Below are 24,981 nucleotides of genomic sequence, written 5' to 3' on the forward strand. Positions count from 1 at the left end.
AGGAAAATGACCTCCAAATGATCAAATAACGGATCCTGTGTCATCAAATTAACCAAATCTCGTAAATTTGTCTCAAATAACGGAACCACGGTCCGCTGAAACCACCTTACTATAAAACAGTTCATGTTATACCGGAAAAAAGAATAGTACTCTAGTTGAGAAATAAAATATCTGCTTTCATTTCCCAGTATATCCGTTATACTAGTTAAAAAGATTCGGAGGGATTTCTATTATTACATATCCTATATTAACAAAAGGTGCTACAGTCGGGGTTACTGCTCCGTCATCAGGTGTCGATCAAGAACTACATGATATGTTTAAGCAAGCTATTGGCCGAAGTGAGGAAAGAGGATATCCAGTAGTTTGTGGAGAAACCGTTTGGACGCAAATTAAGGCCAAATCCGCACCAGCTAACGTACGTGCTGAAGAATTAAATCGTATGATGCAGGATGAAACAATAGAATTCATCGTTCCACCGTGGGGTGGTGAACTACTTATTGAAATTATCGACAAGCTGGATTTTGACGCGTTTCAGAAAAAATGGTTACTTGGTTATTCGGATACGAGCGTGTTGCTTCTTGCAACAACATTGAAAACAGGTATGGCAACCGCACACGGGACTAATTTTGTCGATTTGCGTGGTGAGTACTCGGATAAAACGACCGCCATGTGGGAAAAAGTTTTATCTACTAAGGAAGGGGAAACCATTACGCAGCATTCATCGGATAAGTTTCAAAAGGAGTGGAACCACGCTAATCCTTCACCTGAAATCTTTCACTTAACGGAACAAACGGAATGGAAAACGGTGTCTGGTGAAAGTGTGGAAGTAAAAGGTAGATTGCTAGGGGGCTGTATCGATGTGATTCGGCATCTAATCGGAACCCCATTCGGAGATGTTCAGCAGTTCCAAAAGCATACCATCAATAATGAGCCAATCCTTTGGTATTTTGAAAACTGTCAGATGAGTACGACTGAATTACGAAGAACACTTGTCCATATGAAACTAGCAGGCTGGTTCGATAATTGTTCTGGAATCATGTTTGGACGTAGTGGTGCGAATGATAGAGCGGAAGATTATGATGTTATGGATGTGTACAAGGAAGTAGAAGGGGAACTAAAAATCCCTGTGGTTTACGATATTGATTGTGGACACGTTCCACCACAAGTGACGTTTATTAATGGTTCATATGCAGAAGTTGAGGTAAATAAAGGCAAGGGTAAGATAGTACAGAGCTTCATATAGAATTCTGTCCAAAAAGAGCACAAATGAACAGGATTGCAATTTTGTTCGATGCTAAAGTTGTAGTAGAAAGGGGAGCGGGAAATGGAAGGTCTAGAGCTGATGGCGGAAAGTATTCAGTTCATCGAGAACAATTTAGAAAGTAATTTTAAGATAGATCAAGTAGCAACGATTGCATGTATGTCAAAATTTCATTATCAGCGCATGTTTAGTATGCTGACCGGTGTGACCGTAGCTGAGTATATCCGAAGAAGAAGATTAACCCTAGCGGCACAAGAACTAACACATTCGAGCAGTAAAGTGATTGACGTCGCATTAAAGTTTGGCTATGAGACACCCGAATCATTTTCCAAAGCATTCCGTAAAATTCACGGAATCAGTCCATCAACTGTTCGTCAAAACAGTCAACAGCTTAAGGCTTTTCCGAAGCTATCCTTTCAAATTCAACTAAAGGGTGATGTGGAAATGAATTACAAGATTGTGGAAAAAGATGCGTTTCAGGTAGTAGGCAAAGGGATAAGGACGACGATTAAGGATGGACAAAATCATCGGGAAATCCCTGCTTTTTGGGATGAATCAAACAGTAATGGTTTTGCTTCTCGCCTAGAAAAAAAATGCGGGCCAATGGGAATCCTAGGTGTTTGTATGGACTTTGATAGTCAGCAAGAAGAATTAACTTATTTTATATGCGCTGAAAAAAACATCCAAAGTATTTCCTCGGATTGGGAAGAAAAAGTTATTCCGAAATCTACATGGGCTGTGTTTAAAGCAGTTGGTCCAGTCTCTACTGTGATTGAAAAAACTTGGGAACGCATATTTTCCGAGTGGTTTCCCTCGACAGGCTACGAACATGCTGGTGGTCCTGAGATAGAAGCATATCCACCGGGTGAAGATGTAACATCTAAAGAACATATATGTGAAATATGGATTCCGATTGTAAAGAAGTAATATCTTAGCACACGTTTTCAAATTAAATTTGAACGTGTGCTTCTTTATTATAATTAAAAGTTGCAAAAAGTAAGAATTACACATATAATTTATATAAACTAACCAGTCAGTTTTGATAAAGAAAGGGTGATGTAAGTGGCGCCGAGAATCTCCGAAGAGGCAAAAGAGGAAAAACGGCTAGCTTTATTGGAAGCGGCACTAGAATGTTTTGCGCAAAAAGGATACTATGCCACATCTGTTGATGACATTGTTAACTATTCTAACCTAAGCAAAGGATCCGTTTATAACTACTTTAAAAGTAAAGAAGAAATGTTCATTAGTTTACTTGAATATCAGACGAAGAATTCATTAGAACGGATTCAACAGAAATTGAATGAAATAGCGAGTCCCACCGATCAACTGAAATTTATGATCAATCTAGATATTCCATATAACATTCGGAAAAAGAAATTAATGCGGGTTCATTTGGAGTTTTGGATGTATTCAACCGAATCGCCAGAGGTGAAAAAATTGCTAACAGATCGATTTGATGTGGTGCTTGATTCGGTAAAGGATATTATCGCTAGAGGTCAGGAATTAGGTGAATTTAAAAAAGGGATCAATGCAGAACATGCGGCATCGATGTTTTGGGCACTTCATGACGGAATTTGGCTGCATGGGTTAGTTCGCTATGATGAAGAGGAAGTAGAAAGTCGTATTCGAGAAATGGAACGCATTATGCTTGCGTATTTATTGATAAGAAGAGGTGATGGAAATGATAACGATTAAAAAATTATCACAATGTACATTTGATGAAGCGTTACAGGCCTGGAATTTAGGGTTTGAGGGATATTTTGTTGAATTATCCATGACGTTGGATCGTTTTCTAGGACGTTTAGTAAACGAGGGTTTTTCTTCAGATTTATCCATTGTGGCGTTTGATGGGAAAAAACCAGTTGGCATAATCAAAACAGGATTTAGAACCATTAATGGTAGAAAAATTGGATGGAATGGCGGTACCGGGGTTGCAATGGAATATCGTAATAAAGGTGTTGGCAGACAGATGATGGAATACTTGCTTACGATTTATGAGGAGCAAGATGTTGATTTAGCAACACTCGAGGCAATTAAAGAGAATACGTATGCGATAAAATTGTATGAACGTATGGGCTATGTCACGGTTGAAGAAGTGGCGAATTTTTCGTTGAACGGATCGCAAATGAATGCAATAGATGCTGATTTAGATAAATACATGATTGAAAAAACAATACCACAAGCTGTTAGTCAACTCCCATTTTACAAAGCGGGAAATACATGGCAAACCCATTGGAAAAGTGTAACCAACGGTGAAGCTATTATTGTAAAAGATGAACATTCAGAAGCTGTCGGATATGCTTATTATCGCCGAATGTTTGATGATGACTTTAATCACAAGGCAACTGTTTTGTACCAATGTGAAGCAAATCCAGAACGTGACGATGCTTACGAAATCACAAAATTACTTTTAAGCAATATTTTTGATGATTTGTCTACGGATTTAAAGCGTGTAGTAGTTAATATGCCTAAACAAGGAAGTCAGATGACATATGGGGTATTAATAGAACACGGTTTCACTATTGATGTTGTTCAGGTGGCAATGGAAAGAGAAATGAAATAGTTTTGGTGGCGGATTGGTATAAGATCAATCTGCCAAAATCTTTATAAAAAAGAAGGGAGTGGATACAATGCAGAACAATTTAACTTTTAAGAAGTTGGTGTTTAAAAAATCGATGAAATTATTCATGTTTTCACTTCACCTTTTGATTCGATTTTTTGCGCGGAGAAGAGTCGATTTAGCTAGTAGTGTGAAGGTCAGAGTACAGCAACACGAAAAGGGAAAGACATAATAAAAGGCTCTGCATGCGGTAGTTAACCACATACAGAGTCATTTATTACTAAGAAGATTGAATTAAATTTCTAATCGCATCCCTTTTACTTTCATGAAACAAGTCAACAATCTTACTTCCAACAATCACGCCATCACAATTACTTCCGAGTTCTCTTGCTTGTTCTGAAGTAGAAACGCCGAATCCAGCTAAAACTGGTACTGGTGACACATTTTTTAGCTTTTGTAAGAATGCACCTACGTTTATCCCGTGGGATGCTTTAGCTCCAGTCGTTCCGGTAACAGATACGGCGTATAAAAATCCTTCTGACCTTTTTGCTATTTCCTTCGCTCGTTCCTCAGTACTTGTTAGTGCAACAAGCCGAACAAATGCAATGGATTTATCTCGAAGAAAGCCGTCAATGAGCCCTTCTTCTTCTAACGGAAGATCTGGAATAATGACGCCATCAACTCCCGCCTCCGCACAGTCACGCGCAAAATTTTCTATTCCATAAAGATAAACCGGATTAAAATACGTCATTAAAATGATTGAAATTTTCCTTTCTGTAATACGTTCTTTAAGTTTCTGTAGAACACCGGCTAATGTTGTTCCATTTTTTAATGCACGCAACCCGGCGTTTTGAATGGTTGGTCCGTCTGCTACAGGGTCGGAAAAAGGAATCCCTAATTCCACAGCACTGGCACCACAGGATTCTAGAAACTCAATGCGTTCATCTAAATTTTCCAAACCACCGTCGCCTGCCATGATATAAGGAATAAACAGTTTTTTACCCTGTGCTAATTTTTCCTGGAAAGCGTTATCCATTCGTGATTTACCCATTTTCATTTCCCTCCAATGCTGCTTTTACTTGTTCCACATCTTTGTCACCGCGACCGGATAAACAGATTAGTAGTGTTTGGTCTTCATTCATATCCTTTGCATGTTTCATGGCGAATGCTACTGCATGCGCGCTTTCGAGAGCTGGAATAATGCCTTCTTTTTTGGATAAAACTTGAAATGCTTCTAAAGCTTCCTGGTCGGTAATCGATGTGTACGCGACCCGAGATGTTTCGTGCAAGTGACTATGCTCTGGACCGACTCCAGGGTAATCCAGTCCTGCAGAAATAGAGAATGCTTCTTGAATTTGACCGTGTTCATCCTGTAATAAATGGGTCATCGTTCCATGCAACACACCGAGCTTACCAGCTGTAAGTGTTGCGGCGTGTTGATTTGTTTCAATTCCAGCTCCACCAGCTTCTACTCCATAAAGTGCAACATCTGAATCCTCCACAAATGGATAAAACATACCCATTGCGTTACTTCCACCGCCAACGCAGGCAATGACTGCATGTGGTAGATTGCTGGTTTGGTCTAGCATTTGCTGCTTCGACTCATTACCAATCACCGACTGGAAATCACGAACAATTTTCGGAAACGGATGTGGTCCAACGACAGACCCAATGATGTAATGGGTGTCATCCACATTACTTGCCCAGTAGCGTAACGCTTCGTTCACCGCATCCTTCAGCGTACCACTTCCTTGTGAGACGCTTTCTACACGTGCACCCAATAATTCCATGCGGAAAACGTTGAGCTTTTGTCTACGAATATCTTCTTCACCCATAAATACAACGCATTCTAAATCTAGTAACGCACAAACGGTAGCAGTAGCAACACCATGCTGACCTGCCCCCGTTTCGGCAACGACTTTTTTCTTGCCCATCCTGCGTGTCAGCAGCGCTTGACCAAGTGCATTATTGATTTTATGTGCACCTGTATGGTTCAAATCTTCCCGTTTTAAATAGATTTTTGGCCCTCCCAGCATTTTTGTTAAATTTTCTGCGTAGTAAAGTGGGGTTTTTCGTCCGACATAGTCTTTGAGATAGCCATTTAATTCTTCTATAAAACTAGGATCCTGCATTGCTTCCTCGTAACCATTTTCTAATTCTAGTAGGGCAGGCATTAATAACTCCGGTACAAATCTACCACCAAAATTACCGTAACGACCAGTTTTATCAGGCATTGTATAGGTTGTCATCTGAATCATCCTTTCGCGTTTTGAATAAAACTTTTGATTTTGTTTAAATCCTTAGCGCCATCCGTTTCAATTCCGCTGGAAACATCGACTCCAATTGGTTTAGCTAGTTCAATTGCTTCTTGTATATTGTCGGGGGTTAATCCCCCAGCCAAAATTAATTTGTTCGTGTTTACATTCAGTCTCTTTAATACTGTCCAATCGAATACAGTGCCATTTCCACCTCGGTTCTTTCCAAAGGGGCTATCGACTAAATAGTAATCACAAGGGTAGTTTGCTAGTTTGGCAAAGCCTTCCTCAGTTGCTGGGAATGCCTTAATAACCGGATAGGGCAATCTTTCGACCAATTCCGCTGGTTCGTCACCATGAAGCTGGATGTAATCAAGTCCAACTGTTTCGGCAATCGACAAGATGGTACCCACCGTTTCATTTACGAAAACGCCAACTTTTTTAACGGAGCTTGGCACTGTATCAGCAATTTCAGCAGCTTGTTCAGGTGTAACCTGACGTTTGCTTGGGGCAAAAACAAATCCGATAAAGTCTGCGCCAGCTTCGACTGCAGTTAAAGCTGCTTGCTGAGTCATTATTCCACATGTTTTAACGAGCATCGACGTTCACTCCTTTTACTGGTAGAGGGATCTTTAATTCACGAAATGTTGCTTCTAATTCTTGGGATCGCATTAGCGTTTCCCCGACAAGAATGCCTTTTGTTCCAGCTTTGGCCACTTGCTTTACATCACTTCTTGTTTTAATACCGCTCTCGCTAATCAAGGTAGTAGCTGAATTGTCAATCATCGGCGCTAGTCGCTCGGTTACGTCTAAATCTACGTCAAAGGTTTTTAGATTTCGATTATTGATGCCAATGATACTTGCCTCGAGGTTAATAGCAGTTTTCATTTCTTTTTCATTGTGTACTTCACAAAGTACTTCTAAGTCCTGTTGCTTTGCATAATTGTATAGTTCAAGCAATTTATTTTTGGTCAACGCTGCGACGATTAATAAAATCATGTTCGCGCCAGCATTCTTTGCCTGGTCGATTTGAATTTTATCAATCATAAAATCTTTGCAAAGAATTGGTAGATTCACCGCCTCCCTTACTGCACGCAAATCCTCCATCGAGCCATTGAAGAATGTTTTATCAGTGAGAACAGATATGACGCTGGCACCAAATTTCTCGTAGTTTTTGGCTTGTGTAACTGGATCGATCGCACTATTAATTGCTCCCTTTGATGGGGAGGAGCGTTTGATTTCAGCAATTATGTGCATGGAATCACTACTTGGCAAAATATCACTAACATATTTCATAGACTCGTTGTAACGCCTATAACCATTAATGTTAAGCTGTTCCACTTCGAATTTTTTTCGCTCAATAATTTTATCGAGTATGGTCATTTATGACACCTCACTTGGAATTTGTTTACTATATTCGACTAAGCGATTGAGTTTTTCTAAAGCAGCGCCAGATGAAATGCTTTCCTTTGCCAATTCCACCCCTTTTTCGATTGTCGCAGCAGTTCCATTTGCAAAAAGTCCAAGTCCTGCATTCAGTACGACAGTGTCAAGATAGGCGCCCGCTTTACCATGTAATACATTTTGCAATATAACCGCATTTTCCTTCGCGTCACCACCACGGATTTGATCGTTCGAGTATACAGGTAATCCAACCTCTTCTGGATGTAGTGTGAAGGAAGAAGTGCCTCCATTTTCAAGTAATACGATGTGGTTTTCACCTGCCAATGATGCTTCATCCATATATCCTGCGCCATTCACAACTAATGCCCGTCGTCTTCCTAGTTTTTTCAACGATTCTGCCATCATTTCTAACATGTCGCGGCGATAAATTCCGAGTAGTTGAGAGTCAAGTTTAACGGGATTTGTTAACGGTCCAATCAGATTAAAAATAGTAGGTAGCCCAAGCTCCTTCCGCACCTTCATAAATCGCTTTAAATTTGGATGTACATGTGGTGCGAAGAGAAATGCTATTCCATTCCCTTGTAAGATTTCTTCTGTTTGTTCAGGCTGAAACGATAGGGATATTCCCAAATGTTCTAATACATCGGCACTTCCGGTTTTGCTAGAAATACTGCGGTTTCCATGCTTCGCAATCGTCACACCAGCACCTGCAATTACGAACGCGGCAGTGGTACTAATATTAAAGCTTTGTGATTGATCCCCGCCTGTTCCGCAGTTATCCATCACATGTGGGAGTGAGGTAGGGATATCCTGCGATTCGGAGCGAATTACCTCCACAATCCCAGCAACTTCATCTGCTGTTTCGCCTTTTGCTCTTAGGGCAGTTAACAGAGAGGCAATCTCTGTATCTGTAATATTCGGCGTGAAGCAATATTCTGTTGCCTCCCGCATTTCATGTATGCTTAAATTTTGTTGATTTAATAGTTTTTCAAGTTGTTTTTTCATCTTAATGCTCCTTTCCAATTATGGTTATCGCGCGAAAATTGCACTGAATCGCACAACATCTGCTTAGATTCGCGCGATACTAGGGTTAATGTGCGATATCACTATGGCGTTGCGCGTTTTTTACACGTTAACGCGTGTTTTTATCCTTGCTCGGTCATAGCCTTCACATTTCCAATCTCATTCAAAAAGTTTCGAATGACGTTTTTGCCAGCAACTGTGCCTATGGATTCTGGATGAAATTGTAATCCATATACCGGAAAATGGTGGTGCCGAATTGCCATAATTTCGTTGTCGTCCATTGACGTTGCTACAACTTCTAATTCGGGTGAAAGTCTATCCCGATCAACGACTAGAGAGTGATAACGCATCACCTCTAAAGGTTGAGATAAGTAACTGAAAAGTCCTAAGCCATTATGGGTAATCAGTGAAGTTTTCCCATGCTTGATTACAGCTGCGCGTGTTATCTCACTGCCAAGTGCATATGCGATAATTTGATGTCCTAAACAAATACCGAGGATAGGAACCTTTTGATAAAAATCTTTAACAATCTGTACGCAATTTCCCGCTGTATTTGGTGTTCCTGGACCAGGCGAAATAATAATTGCATCTGGGTTTAATTCATCAATATCTGCACACGTGAGTTGATCGTTTCGGAATACGCGAACAGCTACCTGTTCACTTGAAAAATAATGAAAGACATTGTAGGTAAACGAGTCATAATTATCAATTAGAAGAATCATCGTGATTCACCTCCATTAAGGATCTTGCTTTATGCAGTGTTTCGAAATATTCGTTCTCAGGTACAGAGTCATAAACAACTCCAGCTCCTACTTGCAAGTATGCATACTTTTCTTTAATAACAAGTGAGCGGATAGCAAGTGCCATGTTGACATCATGGTTAAAATTGATATAACCGATCCCTCCGCCGTAGACACCCCGTTTACTTTTTTCTAAATCATTAATGATCTGCATGGCACGAATTTTTGGTGCCCCAGACACAGTACCTGCTGGAAGACAGGCGATCAATGCATCAATACCAGAATAGTTACGGTTCAACTTTCCATGGACCTCAGATACAATGTGCATCACATGCTGGTATTTTTCGACCTGCATATAAGTTGGAATAGTGATGCTGTCAATTTCTGATACCCGCCCAATATCATTGCGGCTTAGGTCTACGAGCATACGATGTTCAGCTATTTCCTTCTCATCGGCAAGAAGTTCTTTTGTAAGTTCTTCCTCTTCCTGCTCGTTCTTTCCGCGGGGCCTTGTTCCTGCTATCGGATTTGTGACAACACGATTTCCGGTAGATTGAACAAAGCTTTCTGGTGATGCCCCCAACACTTGATACGCTTCAAAGTCGATATAAAACATGTACGGCGATGGATTAGCTTTACGTAGTTTTCGATAGAATGAAAAGGAATCCCCACTAATGGGTGCCTTCATCCGTTGCGATAACACAATTTGAAAAGCATCACCTTGTTGAATGTGTTTTTTAGCAATTTTCACGTTTTCCATGAATTGTTGTTTATCCATTTCCGGTTTAAAAATCATGTTCGGTTCATTCGTTGTATCACTAATTGGGGATGCAATTAGCGCACTTTTTAGTTTCTCTAGCCGTTCGTCTAGAATAGTCTCGCTTTGTTGATCAGGATTCATGACAATTAAGTGGGCTGTTTCATTGCGATGATCAAAAGCAATCACATTTTTATAGATCATCAAGTGGATCTCTGGCATTTCGACTGTATCCGGTAACTCTTCACCTATTTGTTCATAGGAGCGAATGGCATCATATCCAATGTAACCAATGGCTCCCCCGATAAATGGAAGATCAAGATCGAGCTCCAAATTTGGAAGTCTTTCTTTTAAAATAGACAGGGCAGGGGACTTAAGTGTTTCCTTCTTGCCATTTTTGTGATCGATAACAATCGTTTTCTCTTTTTCACCAATAAATTCCTGGCAAGGGTTTGCCCCAATAAAGGAAAACTTTCCTTTTTTCTCGTGTGGAAAAGAGCTTTCTAATAAAAATTTTTTCTTACCCGTAAGATTTGTATAGATTCCAATCGGTGTTAATGTATCGGCATTTATTTTAATAACCTTGTAGGGAAGTGTTTTCTTTTTTTTCGTTTGCATAGGTTTCATCTCCTTTTCGAGAAATAAAAAAAGTCCTCTATAAACACAAAATTAATGTGTTTATAGAGGACGAATGCGATCGCGGTGCCACCTCTGTTGAAAGGAAATACAATTCCCTTCATCTCTTTCAGGTACGGGATAATGAAACTATCATCCGATACCCTATCCGTATAACGGCGGAGCTCCGTGTTTCCCTACTTATTTCAAGAAACCTCTCGTAAGGCCATTCAACATCCATTCACGTGTCGGAATCACACCATCACCGACTCTCTGTAACGCTTCAGTATATGTTTACTCTTCTTACTCAACGATTTTCGTTATTCACTTTTATTGGAAAACAAAAAGATCCCTCATCCAAAAAAGGACGAGGGACCCGTGGTACCACCTTTATTAGCTGAACAATCCAGCTCACTTAACACCATCAAGATAAATCTTAATGGCTGTCTTTGTTATCGATAAGACGTTCGCCAAAGCCTACTGCATAACTAGTATGGTTCGGTTTGGAAGTTCAGAAGGCCATTCATCAAGCGTTCCACACTGGTTCCCAGCACCACCAGCTCTCTTTGGAGGAAGCATCTCAATTACTATTCTTCGTCATCACCTTGCACGATTTAATTATTAGAATCTATATTAGTTAAGTAAAAGTAATATGTCAAGGACTTTTTGAAAAAATGGTAATAATTCTTCTGTTACCGAGAGCTCGTTTTGTGGTATTTTAGTAATAAGCTTATTTAGGAGAAAGGGCGTCTTATGATGAAAAAAATTAAAGTGGGGATTATTTTCGGTGGTAAATCTGCTGAACATGAAGTGTCCTTACAATCAGCGAAAAACATAGTAGATGCGATTGATAAAACAAGATATGATGTTGTCTTAGTTGGGATTGACAAACAAGGAAAATGGCATATCAATGATCAAACATCATACTTAATAAATGAAGAAAACCCTACATTAATTCAATTAAATAAATCAAATGAAAACGTGGCAATTGTTCCAGGAGAGACAAACAATCAATTGATCAATACAACGAAAGACGTGGATATGGACCAACTAGATGTTGTGTTTCCAATTGTACATGGAACGTTAGGTGAGGATGGAAGTATACAAGGAATGTTGCGTATTGCTAATCTTCCATTTGTCGGTACGAGCGTATTAGGGTCGGCTATTTGTATGGATAAAGATATTGCCAAACGTTTATTAAAAGAAGCGGGAATCAATGTTGCGAATGGCCTTGCGTTTACCCGTGCTAAGAAGAATAGTATTGATTTTGACGAGGTGAAAAATCAATTAGGTGTGCCGATGTTTATTAAACCAGCAAACCAAGGATCGTCAGTTGGTGTAAGTAAGGTTTCGACCAAAGAACAGTTTGACGAAGCAATCCGTGTGGCATTCCAATATGACCACAAAGTCATTGTGGAAGAAAATATTGTTGGACGTGAAATTGAGTGTGCTGTGCTAGGAAATGCAGAACCAAAAGCGTCTATTCCCGGGGAAATTTTACCACAAACAGAGTTCTATTCCTATGAATCAAAGTATATCGATGAAAGTGGAGCTAAATTAGATATACCAGCAAACTTATCTGATGATGAGGTTAAAAAAATCCAAGAAGCGGCCATTCATGTATTCCAAACGTTAGAATGTGAAGGGCTTGCGCGCGTTGACTTCTTCTTGAAGGAAAACGGCGAAATTTATGTAAATGAAGTAAATACGTTACCTGGTTTCACGCGCATCAGCATGTATCCAAAGCTATGGGAGCTTAGCGGTGTGACTTATCCTGAGCTTATTAACCAATTAATTGAGTTGGCAATGGAGCGTCACGAATTGAATGGCATGTTAAAGAGTGCTGTTTGGGATGAGGAGTAAGTTTTATTAGCCGAAATTGGGTTTACGATCCGATTTTTAATTTTACGATCCAGAATTAAAATTTACGATCCGAATTTCAGAAATACGATCCATATTTCAGATTTACGATCCGAATGATCCAAAATACGATCCGGATCACATATTTCTAAAAAAGACACCAGCCATCAATAGGCTGGTGTCTTTGTGTTACCCTTCAAATGTAGTAAATTTCTCGTGTACTGACTTTCGTTCCTTAGGAATGGGAGCTTCATCAAAATACCCCATATGGATAAAGCCAACAATTTTTTCTTCGTCGCCAACACCTAAAATAGATTTTACCGCTGGATCATAAATATGTGGGTTCGTTTTCCAAACAACACCTAGTTGCTGTTCCCACGCGAGTAGCTGGAAATTATGAATCATTGTAGCGGTTGCGCCAAAGTTTTCATCGAATTGCTTTTCATTGTCAGGTACATCCATTACAACAACCAAAAATGCATTTGGCTCATTTAAATATGCTTCACGGTTTTCCTGTTTTTCTTCAGGATAAGTACCAGCAACCTTTTTAGCAAACGTTGCTTTCTGATCTGTATCTACAAAAATAAATCGCCAAGGTTGACGCATTCCATGTGTTGGAGCCCAGACTGCGCTGTCTAGTAATTCTAATACTGTATTTTTATCAACCTTTTTATCGTTGTATCCTTTCTTAACCGAACGTCGTTCACGGATTAATTTTGCAAGTTCTGTAAGTTGTTTTGTTTCTTCCATCGGTCATCCCCCTAAAAACTTTCTAGTAATTCCATTATATGATTGTAACTGATAATTATTATCAGTTAAATTGTATCGAACCTCGCTAGGTAAATCAACGAAAATATTTTCTCGTGTTAAAAAAGTACTTGCCATGCGAGAATAATCACGTAATAATAGAGAAGTCTAATGGATTATATAGGTATTATATGTGAATTATTTCACAAAGGAGAGGGAAGAATGAAAGCGTTTTTACAAAAGAAAGGCATTTCTTTATCGTGGAAGGAATACGTGATTACTGCATTAAGCTATATGGCATTAGGACTTTTTTCATCATTAATTATTGGCTTAATCATAAAAACGGCTGGAGAGCAGTTAGCTCCTTGGCTCCCACTTTATATTGAAACCGCACTTATTGACATGGGTAAATATGCAATGGAGACAAAAATTATGGGTGGGGCGATTGGTGTAGCAATTGCCTATGGTTTAAAAGCTCCTCCATTGGTGTTATTTTCAGCTTTATTTGCAGGTGCATTTGGTGCCGAATTAGGTGGACCTGTAGGAAGCTATGTTGCAGCGCTATTTGCAACAGAGTTCGGGAAACTAGCGTATAAGTCTACACGAGTGGATATTGTAGTTACACCATTTGTGACGATACTGGTTGGATTTTTAACTGGTACATTTATCGGTCCACCCATCAATACGTTTATGATTTGGTTTGGAGAAGTAATTAACTGGTCGACAGCACAACAACCTTTCATTATGGGGATTTTGGTCGCGGTATTAATGGGCTGGGCGTTGACTGCGCCGATATCAAGTCTCGCCATTTCGATTATGCTATCTTTGGATGGACTTGCTGCAGGCGCAGCAACAATCGGGTGTGCAGCGCAAATGATAGGGTTTGCAGTAATTAGCTATCGGGATAACGGATTAGGTGGCTTCTTTGCACAAGGCATTGGGACATCGATGTTACAGGTAGCCAATATTTTACGAAAACCACTTATCATCATTCCGCCAACGATAGCAGGTATCGTACTTGCCCCGTTCGCAACCGTATGGCTTGAGATGGAAAATAATGCACTTGGAGCAGGTATGGGAACGAGTGGATTAGTCGGTCAAATCATGACCTTTGAAACAATGGGCTTCACATTAGATGTATTTTGGGCTGTATTGATCCTGCATATTGTTGCGCCGGCAATTATTAGTTTATTGGTTGCGGCATACTTTCGAAAAAAAGGTTGGATCAAGCCAGGTGACATGAAGATTAATTATGAGTAATAGATAATAGCAGCTACTTTAACACGGTAGCTGCTATTGGTATACTTAGAGAAAATATTGGAGGGTTGAACAATGAGTGAATTTATGAACCGTGCAGTTGAACTTGCATTAACTAATGTACGTGAGGGTGGACAACCTTTTGGTGCTGTATTAGTAAAAGATGGAAATATTGTTTCTGAAGGTGTAAACGAACTACACAAGAACTATGATATCAGTGGACATGCAGAACTACTTGCGATTCGAGTTGCACAAAAGCAACTCCAGACCAATGATCTCTCAGGGTATACCATGTACGCAAGTGGCGAACCGTGTCCGATGTGTTTTACTGCCATGCATTTTGTTGGAATAGATGATGTTTATTATTGCGCATCTTTACAAGAAGCGGTTGAAGTAGGGCTCACAAAGTCAAAAGTTGTATATGATGATTTAAAGAAGGACAAAAATAATCGTGAGTTGTCAATGAAGCAGTTACCAATTGATCATCAAGCTAATCCAATGACGGAGTGGAAAAAGAAACAGTAATGGAAATTGACAATTTTAAAAAATCTGCGTATGATAAAAGAAATCAACAAAGGAGGACCTATCCGCCAATGAAGTAAAAACACGTTTATCCAAGTAGTTTGAAGAAAGTCAAACGAGCGTTTCTGTCTGTTGAAACGAATGGGATACGTGTGCACTTTTATGGGATAGCCTTTTTAATATATGTAGTTTTTTCAGAACATACGTCTATCCATATTGCAAATTACCCATTCACAGGCAGATACCTGTGAATTTTTTAATGTCTAGCTCCGGCTCCTAGCGTCTAGCAAATAGTTAGTCAGGTTAAAAGTGGGGAGAACCACCCTACTATTCACCTGCCTATCTATTGTACGCCGCTAAGCAGTCGTCTACGCATTTCTAATGTAATTTTTTATAAGAAGGTGGGATAGGTATGTTTATTTTTAAAGCACAAGGACTACGGAAAGATTGGAATGGGGAAACCCTGTTTGAAAACATAGATATTGAATTAAGGAAAGGAGAGCACGTAGCTTTATTTGGCCGAAATGGAGTGGGGAAAACAACGTTATTAAAAGGTTTGATTGGAAGAGTTTCATTTGATGCAGGGAGCGTACAGCGTTTCGTTCCACTTGAGAAATGGGGAATGCTTGAACAGGAACCTGAGGTAACTGTTCCAATTACGACATTGGAATTTGTTTTATCAGGATCAACAGAGCGCTTTCAGTTAAAAAAGCAGTTGGAAAGCTTGCAGGAGCATGTAGGCGAAAAAAATCCTGAAGTTGTAGATCGTTACAATACAGTATATGAGAAATTTTTATCCCTAAATGGATACAGTCTAGAGACTGATGCAGAAAAGTACTTACAGGAAGTAAACCTTTCTGAACGGACATGGATGACTGACTTTACTCAATTAAGTGGTGGAGAAAAAACACGTGCACAGATTGCTAGAATTCTAATGCAAAAACCTGATTGTATCGTGATGGATGAGCCGACCAATCATTTAGACCAAGCGACGATCGAGTGGCTAGAATCATGGATGCAGTCCTACACTGGTGGTGTTCTGTACGTTTCCCATGACCGCTATTTTTTAGATAAAACAGCACATGCCATGTATGAGCTAACTAGCAATTCATCTGAACGTATTGATGGCGGTTATACCAAATATCGAGAACAAAAGGAACTCGAGAAGCGAACACAAGAAGCGCTATATCAGAAACAAAAACAAAAGAGAGCTGCATTAGAACAAACCATTCGAAATTATCAGCAGTGGTTTCAACAAGCGCATAAGGCCGCAGGAACGGATGACTTTGCTCGTGCAAAAGCGAAAAAAAACGTCTCTCGTTTCAAAGCAAAAGAAAAGGAATTAGAGCGGTTGGAAAATCAACAAGTTGATAAACCGCGGGAAAACAAAGAATGGAATGTAAAACTAGAAAGTAGTGCATTTTCAGCAAAACGCTTCGTACATTTGGAGAATTTTTCGTTTAGGTATGAAGAGGGGACTCCTCTATTTACGGACAAATCGTTATCCATTTATCGAGGGGAAAAACTCGCCGTAATCGGAGCGAATGGAACTGGAAAATCGACCTTGTTGAAGTTACTGACCGGGAAGCTTAGCCCAAGCCAAGGGAAACTGCAATTTAACCCACAAACAAAGATTGGTTACTTTGCGCAGGAACTTGATAATCTCGATGAGGAAAAAACGTTACTTGATAGCATGTTGGAACTTCCCGAAATGACACAAACGGAAGCTAGGACCATTCTAGGATGCTTCTTATTTTCTCGTGAAGATGTGTTTAAAAAAATAAAAAATTTAAGCATGGGAGAAAAATGCCGTGTTGCATTTCTAAACCTCTATTACAGCAAAGCAAACTTGTTAGTGTTGGATGAACCGACTAACTTTCTGGACGTTGCAACGAAAGAGGTAATGGAGGAGGTTCTTCAAGGATACCCAGGTGCACTGATAGTCGTATCCCATGATCGGTATTTCGTGAAAAAGATAGCAAATCGAATTATCCAGTTGGGTGAAAATGAGTGGATTGATTTCAAAGGAACCTATGAAGAATTTGAAGAAGACATATTGAAAGAGAAATCTGAACATGATACCGACATTCAAGCATTAGAGATGAGATTAACGCACTTAATGGTAATGGATGAAGTGGAAGATGATGAGGATCAGGCTAAGATCATGCGTGAGATTCGTTTGATAAAAGAAAAACTAGCTCGATTAAATTGTTAAAAAATGCTCACGAATCGTATAGATTTGATGTGCCCTTCAAATAGCTGAATCGTGTATGATGAAGATAGGTGAGGAGGGCTCGTCCATGACATTTTATTCTTTTTTAGTATTTATTCATATATTTTCAGCTATATTAGGTATGGGACCGGGATTTGTATTGACCTCCATTGTGAAAAATGCTTCGAATATGACAGAGCTAAGACATGCTTATGAAATCCGAAATCGGCTTCATATTTTAGTGATGATTGGGGGCACATTGTTGCTCTTATCAGGATTGTTTATGGGCGGATTGAATCCAATGTTATTTGGCGAAGGTTGGTATATAACTAGTTTGGTGCTTTTCATGGTTGCATTAGCTTTTGGACCAACTGTTTTGAAATCTAGCTCAAGGCCAATCAAGGAAATGCTAAAAAATACTACCGGTGAAAAAATACCAGATGCGTACTACTTGCTCGCGAAAAAATTGTTTTTCTTTGAGAGGATTGAAAATGCAATTTTTTTATTAATCATTGCACTGATGATAACAAAACCATTTTAATGTTAAAAATGAGGTTGCCCTTTTGGACAGCCTCATTTATTTTGGTTCAATTTTGAAGTAAACGCGCAATAACCAGTGAATTTCGCGCAATCTTTATTCAAAATCGCGCATAAAAATAAGATAATCGCGCGACACATAAAGAGTCGCGCGATTTATAAAGATTACTGCGCGATTTAGTCAGGATGCCGCGCGATAGTAACCAATTTTTGCGCGACTCGAATCTTATGCAGCCTTTTCTGCAATATTCTTTTTCAACAATCCTGCCATTAGTGCAGTAACTAGAGAACCAACGATGATTGCAAGAATATACAATAGAATTTTTGTAACACTTCCACCTTCAACTAACGGAAGAACAAATACACCACCGTGAGGAGCTCGTAAAGCGATATCGAAAACCATTGTCAATGCACCGGTTACAGCAGCACCCGTCATTACTGATGGTATAACCCGCGCTGGATCCGCTGCCGCAAGTGGTATTACACCTTCTGTAATAAAGCATGCACCAAGGGCATACGCAGTTTTTCCAGCATTGCGTTCTTGCTTCGTAAAGCGACTTTTAAATAGAGAAGTTGCCAGAGCCATTCCTAGCGGTGGTACCATTCCTGCGGCCATAACACTAGCCATAATGGTATAGTTTCCTGCATCGAGCATTGCGATACCAAATGTGTACGCTGCTTTGTTAACAGGACCACCTAAATCAAAGGCCATCATAGCACCAAGAATAAGTCCTAAAACGATTTGGTTTGCTCCGCTCATGCCTTCTAAAAATGATGATAGTCCAGTATATACGGTAGTTAAAGGTGGGTTGATTACCATCATGATTATTCCTGTAATCGCAATACCGAATAATGGATAAAAGAGAACTGGCTTCAAGCCTTCCAGTGCATCTGGCAGTCCAGCAAATGCCTTTTTGACAAGCAATGTTACATAACCGGCTAGAAAACCAGCGATTAACCCTCCAAGGAAACCAGAACCGCCGCCAGCTCCCTCAGCGCCTGTAACGGTAATGGCAATTAAACCACCAACCATGCCTGGAGCAAAACCTGGTCGATCAGCAATGCTGGATGCGATGAAACCAGCAAGAACAGGAACCATTAGGAAGAATGCTTTTCCGCCTCCAATCGTGTTAAGCATGGCAGCAAATTCATTGTAATCCGCATGACCCGGAACGCTTGACTTAATTCCCCAGAAGAAGGATAACGCAATTAAAATCCCACCACCGACAACAAATGGTAGCATGTTCGACACACCATTCATCAAATGCTTATAGAAACCACTTCTTGATTCTTTTTCACTAGAAGATGAATCTGACTTTTCAGATTGATATATCGGTGCATCTTGTTTTACCGCACGATTCAATAATTCCTTCGTCTCATGAATTGCTTTTCCAACGCCTGTTTGAATCACAGGTTTTCCAGCAAATCGCTCCATTTCAACCTTGGTATCAGCGGCAACGACAATAACATCTGCCTCAGCGATGTCGTCTGCAGTTAGACGATTTTTTACACCACTAGACCCGTTTGTTTCTACTTTAATCGATAGTCCCATTTCCTTAGCTGTTTCATTTAATTTTTCAGCAGCCATGTACGTATGGGCAATTCCCGTTGGACATGCAGTTACGGCAAGAATTTTTGAAGTAGCGCTTTCTGTTTCCTCGGGTTGGTCAACTTCAATTTCTTTTTCATTAACAGCGTCTAACACTTCTTCTTTTGAAGTAGCCTTATAGATTTTTTCTCTGAACTTTTCATCCATTAAAAACGTTGATAATCGTGACAGTGCTTCTAAATGATCATTATTTGCACCTTCACTTGCTGCAATCATGAAAAATAAATGAGCAGGCTGGCCGTCTAATGATTCAAAGTCAATTCCCGATTTGGAACGACCGAATGCAATTGCTGGTTCCTTAACCGCAGCAGATTTTGCGTGCGGAATCGCAATACTTTCGCCAATTCCAGTGGTACTTTGTGCTTCTCGGTTAAAAATATCATCTATAAATGCTTGTTTGTCGTTCAGTTTTCCAGCAGCATCTAACTGGTTTGCGAGTTCATGCAAAACATCCTTTTTTGACTGTGATGCTAGATCAAGAATGATGGTGTCTTGACCTAATAGCTCCGTGATTTTCATTTAGATCACATCCTCTCTTATAGTAACTTCTGGAACCAAACGGTCTACATCTTTTTCCTCACATAAATCGGTACGAAAGGCAGTGGCACTACCGCTTGCAATTCCATAACGAAACGCTTGCTCCAGTGTTTTTCCATGAACTGTAGCTGCAATGAATCCGGAAACAAGGGAATCCCCGGCTCCGACCGTGTTAACAACCTGTCCCTTTGGCGATTCAGCAATTAAAACTTGATTTTTGGTGACCAAAATTGCTCCGCTGCCACCCATTGATACAATCACATGCTCAATACCTTGTTCAATCAACTTTTTCGCATAACCAACTGCTTGTTCTTTCGTCGTTATCGTTGTATCAAATAACTCACCGAGTTCCTGTTGGTTGGGCTTAATTAAAAATGGCTTTGTATCAATTAATTTTTTCAAAGCCTTACCTGAGGTATCCAAAACATAGCGAACATTTCGTTTGTGACAGATTGCTGCAATGGCTTTGTAGAAAGAATCTGGAATATCAGCTGGTAAACTTCCAGCTAATACAAACCAGTCACCAGCTTCCAGTCGCTCTAGTTTTTCAAGTAATTTTTTCCGTTGCTCGTGTGTAGTATTTGGTCCAGGACCATTTAATTCCGATTCTTCATCGGATTTGATTTTTACATTAATCCGAGTGGGTTCATTGGTATTTATAAAATTCGTTTGAATACCTTCCTCATGTAAAAAGGATTGAATGTATTCTCCAGTGAAACCACCAGCAAATCCAAGTGCAATACTGTTTACATGTAGACGATTTAGCACACGTGATACATTGATACCTTTTCCACCAGGGTAATAATAAACTTCCTCTGTTCGATTTAACTGACCTACATGAAATGCTGGCAAATAGACCGTGTAATCAATCGAAGGTGTAAACGTACACGTATAGATCATGATGAAACCACCTCAATGGTTGTTTGACTTGATAGAATTTCGTAATCCTCACTTGATAATGGACCTGTTATCAATGAAGCTTCCTTTAGATCACAAATCTTAGCAAAGCTGACTTTGTTTAGCTTGGTGTGATCACTTAAAACAAATGATTGTCTAGCAAGCTTGCTAGCAGTTTGTTTGACGTATGCTTCCTCAGGATCAGGTGTAGTATACCCGTATATGGGGTGATAACCATTTACACCAAGGAAACACTTGTCAAATCGGTAATTTTCGAGTGATTGGATAGCTTGTTGTCCAATTAAGGCACTTGTTTTCTGTTTTAAAAATCCACCAGTCAAATAAGTAGTAATTCCATGCTCCATTAATGAATCAAGATGTGTTAATCCATTTGTGACAACTACAACCTGTTTATCTTTTAAGTATGGTATTAGTTGCAGTGTAGTTGTACCGGCATCAAGAAAAATAGTGTCTTCTTCTTGGATCCATTGTGAAGCTCGCTTGGCAATTAATTGTTTTTCTTGAAGGTTTCTGGTTGATTTTTCAGCAATACTATATTCCTGAAGCTTTTTCTCTGTTAATGTTGCCCCTCCATGAATCCGTTGTAATTTATGGTTAGCTTCTAAATCAGTCAAATCACGACGGATGGTTGATTCGGAGGCGAAAGTAGCTTCCATTATTTCCTGTGTTGTGATGGTTTGCTTTCCTTCTAGTAGCTTTAGAATAATAGTATGGCGTTCATTGGTTAGCATGTATATCATCCTTATTTCCTTATTGATACTAGTGTATAGTAAACGTTTCCAAAAATCAATCATAAACAATCATTTTCAATCATAAACAATCAATAATGATTAGGTAATGTTTAGAAACTTGATTAACAGGAAAATATGTATTGCAAATCAATTTTGAAAGTGCTATTGTATTTAACAATATAATTTTTTGCGCATACCATACTAGGATAAGTAGAAAGGAGGAACTACCGTGAGGAACGTTACATTAGAGGAAGTTTTTAAACATCCAATTACACAAAAGTATTTGAAACGATCAGGGATGGCTCATGCAATTCGAGTAGCTGAATATGCATTTCAGTTCTCGAAAGAACACAGTGTAGATCCAGACTTAGCAACGAAAGCAGCGTTACTTCACGACGTTGGCCATTATACGTGGTACCGTAATGGTGAATGGGACTATGAATTATACCGCGAAAATGATATCCATGCGATTAAAGGAGCAAGTCGCGCGCATAAGCTGTTAATTCGAATTGGCGAAGATCGGCATGCTGCAAAAGAAATAGCTGTTGCGATTCTTCTGCATACTGATTCCTATTTACCAGAAGGACACTTGAATTTAAAGCCGTTGCAATACGTCGTCTCACTTGCAGATGAAGCAGATGAAGAAACAGGTGGTAAACATCACTACCGCACAATTGATGATCATGAAGCATTGGAGCGAATTCGTAAGCTAGATAAGAAAATTAACACGTTTAAACAAAAAACTCGATTCAACAAAATTGGATAAGGTAAGAACAGTAAGCCCATTTTTAGAAATGGAGCTTATTTTAATTTTAGAAAACTTGGCTTGTCGCCAAGCCTTAGTTGCACTTATGCAGTAAGAAAGGATTTATACTTTCTTACCTGCCAATAAAAAAAGATCCGGTTAACCGGACCCTACAGCATTACTCTACGCCGAGGTATTCCTCGAAGGTAATATCTCGTTCATGAATGACTTCTGCCACTTTCTTGCCAACATAACGCAGATGCCATGGTTCATATTGATATTTTGTTATAGCTTCTTCCCCTTTTGGGTAGCGGATGATAAAGCCAAATTCGTGAGCATGGGCCTTTACCCATTTACCTTCATCTGTTTTAGCAAAGTTAGTATTTAAATTAAAATTAATATCTGGACTTGTCACATCCATCGTTAAACCTGTCTGATGCTCACTTTCCCCAGGTTTTGCACTATATTTATTTGCAGCTTCTTCGCCGTCTCTTGCCACATAGGATGCAAAAATTGCATCTTGCCTTTCATATGACCGATATCCAGATTGTGCATACAGGTTAAGCCCTGCTTTTTTAGATGCTTTAAATAAATTTTCCAACGCATGCGCAGCTTCCTTTCGCATGTAACGCTTCGGTAAATCCTGTGTAAAAGGAAAAGGGACATTCGGTGCGATTAAATCATCCGGAATATAATCAGCTGGTAAGGCATGACCTTTGTTAACTAAAACTAACGTACTTGATGGGTTATCGACAATGACTGTTTCTTTTGGATCAGAAATAGGAACACTTCCTTTCCCAGGTTTAACCGTAAACTTTCCATTTAAAGCTTTTTCTAGCCAGTCTTTTGTTGCTTCGTCGTAAACGCCTGAAGCGGGTAGTTCCAGTTGTTGTGCTTGAAAATCTTTTAATGCTACTTTTGTTTCTTTATCAAACGTTCCGATTGCTTGTAGTTTATATCCAAGGTCGATTAATACAGACTGAAGCTTTTTTACTGCTTCTCCGCTATCGCCATTTTTTAATGTAGGTGCTGGAAGTTTCGTGATAGTCTCTTCGACATGTTGCTTTGATTCTACAGTGGTATCCTTCGTGTTTGAATGATTAGCAACCGTCTGCTCTGTGCAAGATGTAAGTATTATAATCACCGAAACTAGTATAATCGGTAGTAGCTTTCTCTGCATCTGATGTAACGCTCCCCATAAATTAATTGCAACTATTAGTATATCATGGAAAGCTGAATCGCAACATGAGAATTATACTAGTTTGATAGATGGATTGGGTGATACCGAACGAATCGCCGAAGCTGTTGGATTTTCGCCGAATGATGTTCAAGAATCGCCGGTACTATGTGTAATTTCGCCGATAGTTATTCCAAATCGCCGATGCGTCCAGAGATTTTGCATCCAAAATTAAATAAAAAAACTGAACCCCGTAAATACAGAGTTCAGCTTGATCTACTTTTCTTCAAACAACCTGCATATCTCAACAATTACTTCAGTTGCTTTCATCATGTTATCGACGGAGATATACTCGAATTTACCATGATAATTTTCGCCACCCGTAAATATATTCGGTGTTGGAAGTCCCATGTAAGAAAGCTGAGATCCGTCCGTACCTCCGCGAACTGGTTTTATCAAAGGAGTTATATTCAAATTCTCCATCGCCTGTTGCGCGATATCCACTATTTCCTTTACAGGTTTAATTTTTTCGCCCATGTTGTAATATTGGTCGTTCATTGTTAACTGGACACGATGTTCTCCGTATTTTTCCTTGATTTCTGCAACTGCACCTTTTACGAATTCCTTCCTTGCCGCAAAATTTTCCTTGTCAAAATCCCGAATGATATAAGAAATACTTGTTTTTTCTACGTCGCCATTGATGGAGCTTAAATGATAAAATCCTTCATATTTTTCGGTATGTTCTGGTGTTTCCTTCGCTGGAAACTTTCCAACAAATTCAGCTGCCAGGCTTCCGGCATTTACCATTTTATTTTTGGCCGTACCAGGATGTACACTATTTCCGATAAATGTTATTTCTGCCGCTGCTGCGTTGAAGCTCTCATATTGCAGTTCGCCAAGTGGACCACCATCGATGGTATAGGCAAAATCTGCTCCAAACGCATCTACGTCGAATTTATGAGGACCGCGTCCAATTTCTTCATCTGGTGTAAATGCCACGCGAATCTTCCCATGTTTTATTTCCGGATGGTCGATTAAATAAGCCATCGCTGTCATAATCTCCGCGATACCGGCTTTGTTATCCGCACCTAACAATGTTGTGCCATCGGTAGTGATTAACGTGTGCCCTTTGTAATCGGGGAGCTCTGGGAATTCTTGGCCGGATAAGACAACGTTTAATTCCTTATTTAAGACCAAGTCGTTGCCATCAAAGTTTTCTACTAGTTGTGGATTTACATTCTTACCAGTGAAATCAGTTGCGGTATCGACGTGTGCCAAAAAACCAATTGTAGGTAAATCTTTGTCAGAATTAGCTGGGAGTGTTGCCATGACATACCCATTTTCATCAATCGTAACATCGTTCATGCCGATGTCTTTTAATTCAGTAACAAGTAGGTTAGCTAACTCTAACTGTCCTGATGTGGAAGGGGTTTGGTCATTTTTTTCATTTGATTGTGTATCTATTTTCACGTATGTAGTGAGGCGGTTAATTAAATCCTGCTTCATTGGGTTGT

Annotated in this window: 23 protein-coding genes and 2 other annotated features; of the genes, 10 read left to right on the top strand and 13 right to left on the bottom strand. The window is 39.6% G+C overall.

The window, feature by feature from the left end; genetic code table 11:
* The first annotated feature begins 229 nt into the window (after window positions 1–229).
* From ACY9Z2_RS12670 to ACY9Z2_RS12685, 4 genes are all read left to right on the top strand, one after another.
* Window positions 230–1,243 (top strand): S66 family peptidase, encoded by a 1,014-nt coding sequence (locus tag ACY9Z2_RS12670; protein ID WP_463610083.1) that lies wholly within the window; start codon window positions 230–232, stop codon window positions 1,241–1,243.
* An 81-nt stretch (window positions 1,244–1,324) separates the two neighbouring features.
* Complete coding sequence (locus tag ACY9Z2_RS12675) at window positions 1,325–2,188, top strand: AraC family transcriptional regulator (RefSeq protein WP_463610017.1); 864 nt, start codon at window positions 1,325–1,327, stop codon at window positions 2,186–2,188.
* Between the two features lie 135 nt (window positions 2,189–2,323).
* Window positions 2,324–2,956, top strand: a complete 633-nt coding sequence (locus ACY9Z2_RS12680; RefSeq protein WP_463610018.1) for a TetR/AcrR family transcriptional regulator — start codon at window positions 2,324–2,326, stop codon at window positions 2,954–2,956.
* Complete coding sequence (locus tag ACY9Z2_RS12685; RefSeq protein WP_463610019.1) at window positions 2,943–3,824, top strand: GNAT family N-acetyltransferase; 882 nt, start codon at window positions 2,943–2,945, stop codon at window positions 3,822–3,824. The genes ACY9Z2_RS12680 and ACY9Z2_RS12685 overlap by 14 nt, the downstream gene beginning before the upstream one ends.
* A 277-nt stretch (window positions 3,825–4,101) precedes the next feature.
* Here the strand turns inward: ACY9Z2_RS12685 and trpA are convergent, their stop codons facing one another.
* From trpA to trpE, 7 genes are all read right to left on the bottom strand, one after another.
* Window positions 4,102–4,872 carry a tryptophan synthase subunit alpha gene (gene trpA / locus ACY9Z2_RS12690; RefSeq protein WP_463610020.1) on the bottom strand — a complete coding sequence of 257 codons (771 nt, stop codon included), beginning with the start codon at window positions 4,870–4,872 and terminating at the stop codon, window positions 4,102–4,104.
* Window positions 4,865–6,070 (bottom strand): tryptophan synthase subunit beta, encoded by a 1,206-nt coding sequence (gene trpB, locus ACY9Z2_RS12695; protein ID WP_463610021.1) that lies wholly within the window; start codon window positions 6,068–6,070, stop codon window positions 4,865–4,867. The genes trpA and trpB overlap by 8 nt, the downstream gene beginning before the upstream one ends.
* A 5-nt stretch (window positions 6,071–6,075) precedes the next feature.
* Window positions 6,076–6,675 carry a phosphoribosylanthranilate isomerase gene (locus ACY9Z2_RS12700; protein WP_463610022.1) on the bottom strand — a complete coding sequence of 200 codons (600 nt, stop codon included), beginning with the start codon at window positions 6,673–6,675 and terminating at the stop codon, window positions 6,076–6,078.
* Window positions 6,665–7,459, bottom strand: a complete 795-nt coding sequence (gene trpC, locus ACY9Z2_RS12705) for an indole-3-glycerol phosphate synthase TrpC (protein ID WP_463610023.1) — start codon at window positions 7,457–7,459, stop codon at window positions 6,665–6,667. The genes ACY9Z2_RS12700 and trpC overlap by 11 nt, the downstream gene beginning before the upstream one ends.
* A complete protein-coding gene (gene trpD, locus ACY9Z2_RS12710; protein WP_463610024.1) occupies window positions 7,460–8,485 on the bottom strand; it encodes an anthranilate phosphoribosyltransferase in 1,026 nt (341 codons plus the stop codon). It abuts the gene before it with no gap.
* 140 nt (window positions 8,486–8,625) lie between these two features.
* Window positions 8,626–9,225 carry an anthranilate synthase component II gene (locus ACY9Z2_RS12715; protein ID WP_463610025.1) on the bottom strand — a complete coding sequence of 200 codons (600 nt, stop codon included), beginning with the start codon at window positions 9,223–9,225 and terminating at the stop codon, window positions 8,626–8,628.
* Window positions 9,209–10,618, bottom strand: coding sequence for an anthranilate synthase component I (gene trpE / locus ACY9Z2_RS12720; protein ID WP_463610026.1), 1,410 nt, complete (start codon window positions 10,616–10,618; stop codon window positions 9,209–9,211). The genes ACY9Z2_RS12715 and trpE overlap by 17 nt, the downstream gene beginning before the upstream one ends.
* A gap of 62 nt (window positions 10,619–10,680) precedes the next feature.
* Window positions 10,681–10,935, bottom strand: a binding site (T-box leader).
* Window positions 10,936–10,975: 40 nt separating this feature from the next.
* Window positions 10,976–11,225 (bottom strand) — a binding site (T-box leader).
* Between the two features lie 146 nt (window positions 11,226–11,371).
* On the opposite strand from trpE, the gene ddlA reads away from it, so the two are divergent.
* Window positions 11,372–12,478 carry a D-alanine--D-alanine ligase gene (gene ddlA, locus ACY9Z2_RS12725; RefSeq protein ID WP_463610027.1) on the top strand — a complete coding sequence of 369 codons (1,107 nt, stop codon included), beginning with the start codon at window positions 11,372–11,374 and terminating at the stop codon, window positions 12,476–12,478.
* Between the two features lie 186 nt (window positions 12,479–12,664).
* On the opposite strand, the gene ACY9Z2_RS12730 is transcribed toward ddlA, so the two are convergent.
* A complete protein-coding gene (locus ACY9Z2_RS12730) occupies window positions 12,665–13,225 on the bottom strand; it encodes a nitroreductase family protein (protein WP_463610028.1) in 561 nt (186 codons plus the stop codon).
* Between the two features lie 219 nt (window positions 13,226–13,444).
* On the opposite strand from ACY9Z2_RS12730, the gene ACY9Z2_RS12735 reads away from it, so the two are divergent.
* From ACY9Z2_RS12735 to ACY9Z2_RS12750, 4 genes are all read left to right on the top strand, one after another.
* The gene (locus tag ACY9Z2_RS12735) at window positions 13,445–14,482 is read left to right on the top strand and encodes a PTS sugar transporter subunit IIC (protein WP_463610029.1); all 1,038 of its coding nucleotides are present in this window, start codon (window positions 13,445–13,447) and stop codon (window positions 14,480–14,482) included.
* A 72-nt stretch (window positions 14,483–14,554) separates the two neighbouring features.
* Complete coding sequence (locus ACY9Z2_RS12740; RefSeq protein WP_463610030.1) at window positions 14,555–15,004, top strand: nucleoside deaminase; 450 nt, start codon at window positions 14,555–14,557, stop codon at window positions 15,002–15,004.
* Between the two features lie 409 nt (window positions 15,005–15,413).
* Window positions 15,414–17,216, top strand: coding sequence for a ribosomal protection-like ABC-F family protein (gene abc-f, locus ACY9Z2_RS12745; protein WP_463610031.1), 1,803 nt, complete (start codon window positions 15,414–15,416; stop codon window positions 17,214–17,216).
* Between the two features lie 85 nt (window positions 17,217–17,301).
* On the top strand, window positions 17,302–17,754 hold the full coding sequence (locus tag ACY9Z2_RS12750; protein ID WP_463610032.1) for a DUF2269 family protein: 453 nt from the start codon (window positions 17,302–17,304) through the stop codon (window positions 17,752–17,754).
* A gap of 222 nt (window positions 17,755–17,976) precedes the next feature.
* Here ACY9Z2_RS12750 and ACY9Z2_RS12755 read toward each other — a convergent pair whose 3' ends face one another.
* Genes ACY9Z2_RS12755 through ACY9Z2_RS12765 form a run of 3 tightly spaced genes read right to left on the bottom strand, consistent with a single transcriptional unit; the run spans window position 17,977 to window position 21,545 of the window.
* Window positions 17,977–19,878, bottom strand: a complete 1,902-nt coding sequence (locus tag ACY9Z2_RS12755) for a PTS fructose transporter subunit IIABC (protein ID WP_463610033.1) — start codon at window positions 19,876–19,878, stop codon at window positions 17,977–17,979.
* Window positions 19,879–20,796 carry a 1-phosphofructokinase gene (gene pfkB / locus ACY9Z2_RS12760; RefSeq protein WP_463610034.1) on the bottom strand — a complete coding sequence of 306 codons (918 nt, stop codon included), beginning with the start codon at window positions 20,794–20,796 and terminating at the stop codon, window positions 19,879–19,881.
* Window positions 20,793–21,545: a DeoR/GlpR family DNA-binding transcription regulator gene (locus ACY9Z2_RS12765; RefSeq protein WP_463610035.1), complete on the bottom strand. Its 753-nt coding sequence runs from the start codon at window positions 21,543–21,545 to the stop codon at window positions 20,793–20,795. Before ACY9Z2_RS12765 ends, pfkB begins: the two co-directional genes overlap by 4 nt.
* Window positions 21,546–21,774: 229 nt before the next feature.
* On the opposite strand from ACY9Z2_RS12765, the gene ACY9Z2_RS12770 reads away from it, so the two are divergent.
* The gene (locus tag ACY9Z2_RS12770) at window positions 21,775–22,311 is read left to right on the top strand and encodes an HD domain-containing protein (protein ID WP_463610036.1); all 537 of its coding nucleotides are present in this window, start codon (window positions 21,775–21,777) and stop codon (window positions 22,309–22,311) included.
* A 157-nt stretch (window positions 22,312–22,468) separates the two neighbouring features.
* Here ACY9Z2_RS12770 and ACY9Z2_RS12775 read toward each other — a convergent pair whose 3' ends face one another.
* Both ACY9Z2_RS12775 and pepT read right to left on the bottom strand, forming a co-directional pair.
* A complete protein-coding gene (locus ACY9Z2_RS12775) occupies window positions 22,469–23,470 on the bottom strand; it encodes a D-alanyl-D-alanine carboxypeptidase family protein (protein WP_463610037.1) in 1,002 nt (333 codons plus the stop codon).
* Window positions 23,471–23,743: 273 nt separating this feature from the next.
* On the bottom strand, window positions 23,744–24,973 hold the full coding sequence (pepT, locus tag ACY9Z2_RS12780) for a peptidase T (RefSeq protein ID WP_463610038.1): 1,230 nt from the start codon (window positions 24,971–24,973) through the stop codon (window positions 23,744–23,746).
* Window positions 24,974–24,981: the final 8 nt, after the last annotated feature.

The sequence above is a fragment of the Virgibacillus sp. GM2-2 genome (assembly GCF_055329585.1).

Coding starts and splice junctions, on each gene's coding strand:
- ACY9Z2_RS12675 (WP_463610017.1), top strand. CDS start 1,325: ATGGAAGGTCTAGAGCTGATGGCGGAAAGTATTCAGTTCATCGAGAAC.
- ACY9Z2_RS12685 (WP_463610019.1), top strand. CDS start 2,943: ATGATAACGATTAAAAAATTATCACAATGTACATTTGATGAAGCGTTA.
- trpA (WP_463610020.1), bottom strand. CDS start 4,872: ATGGGTAAATCACGAATGGATAACGCTTTCCAGGAAAAATTAGCACAG.
- trpB (WP_463610021.1), bottom strand. CDS start 6,070: ATGACAACCTATACAATGCCTGATAAAACTGGTCGTTACGGTAATTTT.
- ACY9Z2_RS12700 (WP_463610022.1), bottom strand. CDS start 6,675: ATGCTCGTTAAAACATGTGGAATAATGACTCAGCAAGCAGCTTTAACT.
- trpC (WP_463610023.1), bottom strand. CDS start 7,459: ATGACCATACTCGATAAAATTATTGAGCGAAAAAAATTCGAAGTGGAA.
- trpD (WP_463610024.1), bottom strand. CDS start 8,485: ATGAAAAAACAACTTGAAAAACTATTAAATCAACAAAATTTAAGCATA.
- ACY9Z2_RS12715 (WP_463610025.1), bottom strand. CDS start 9,225: ATGATTCTTCTAATTGATAATTATGACTCGTTTACCTACAATGTCTTT.
- trpE (WP_463610026.1), bottom strand. CDS start 10,618: ATGCAAACGAAAAAAAAGAAAACACTTCCCTACAAGGTTATTAAAATA.
- ddlA (WP_463610027.1), top strand. CDS start 11,372: ATGAAAAAAATTAAAGTGGGGATTATTTTCGGTGGTAAATCTGCTGAA.
- ACY9Z2_RS12730 (WP_463610028.1), bottom strand. CDS start 13,225: ATGGAAGAAACAAAACAACTTACAGAACTTGCAAAATTAATCCGTGAA.
- ACY9Z2_RS12735 (WP_463610029.1), top strand. CDS start 13,445: ATGAAAGCGTTTTTACAAAAGAAAGGCATTTCTTTATCGTGGAAGGAA.
- ACY9Z2_RS12740 (WP_463610030.1), top strand. CDS start 14,555: ATGAGTGAATTTATGAACCGTGCAGTTGAACTTGCATTAACTAATGTA.
- abc-f (WP_463610031.1), top strand. CDS start 15,414: ATGTTTATTTTTAAAGCACAAGGACTACGGAAAGATTGGAATGGGGAA.
- ACY9Z2_RS12750 (WP_463610032.1), top strand. CDS start 17,302: ATGACATTTTATTCTTTTTTAGTATTTATTCATATATTTTCAGCTATA.
- ACY9Z2_RS12755 (WP_463610033.1), bottom strand. CDS start 19,878: ATGAAAATCACGGAGCTATTAGGTCAAGACACCATCATTCTTGATCTA.
- pfkB (WP_463610034.1), bottom strand. CDS start 20,796: ATGATCTATACGTGTACGTTTACACCTTCGATTGATTACACGGTCTAT.
- ACY9Z2_RS12765 (WP_463610035.1), bottom strand. CDS start 21,545: ATGCTAACCAATGAACGCCATACTATTATTCTAAAGCTACTAGAAGGA.
- ACY9Z2_RS12775 (WP_463610037.1), bottom strand. CDS start 23,470: ATGCAGAGAAAGCTACTACCGATTATACTAGTTTCGGTGATTATAATA.
- pepT (WP_463610038.1), bottom strand. CDS start 24,973: ATGAAGCAGGATTTAATTAACCGCCTCACTACATACGTGAAAATAGAT.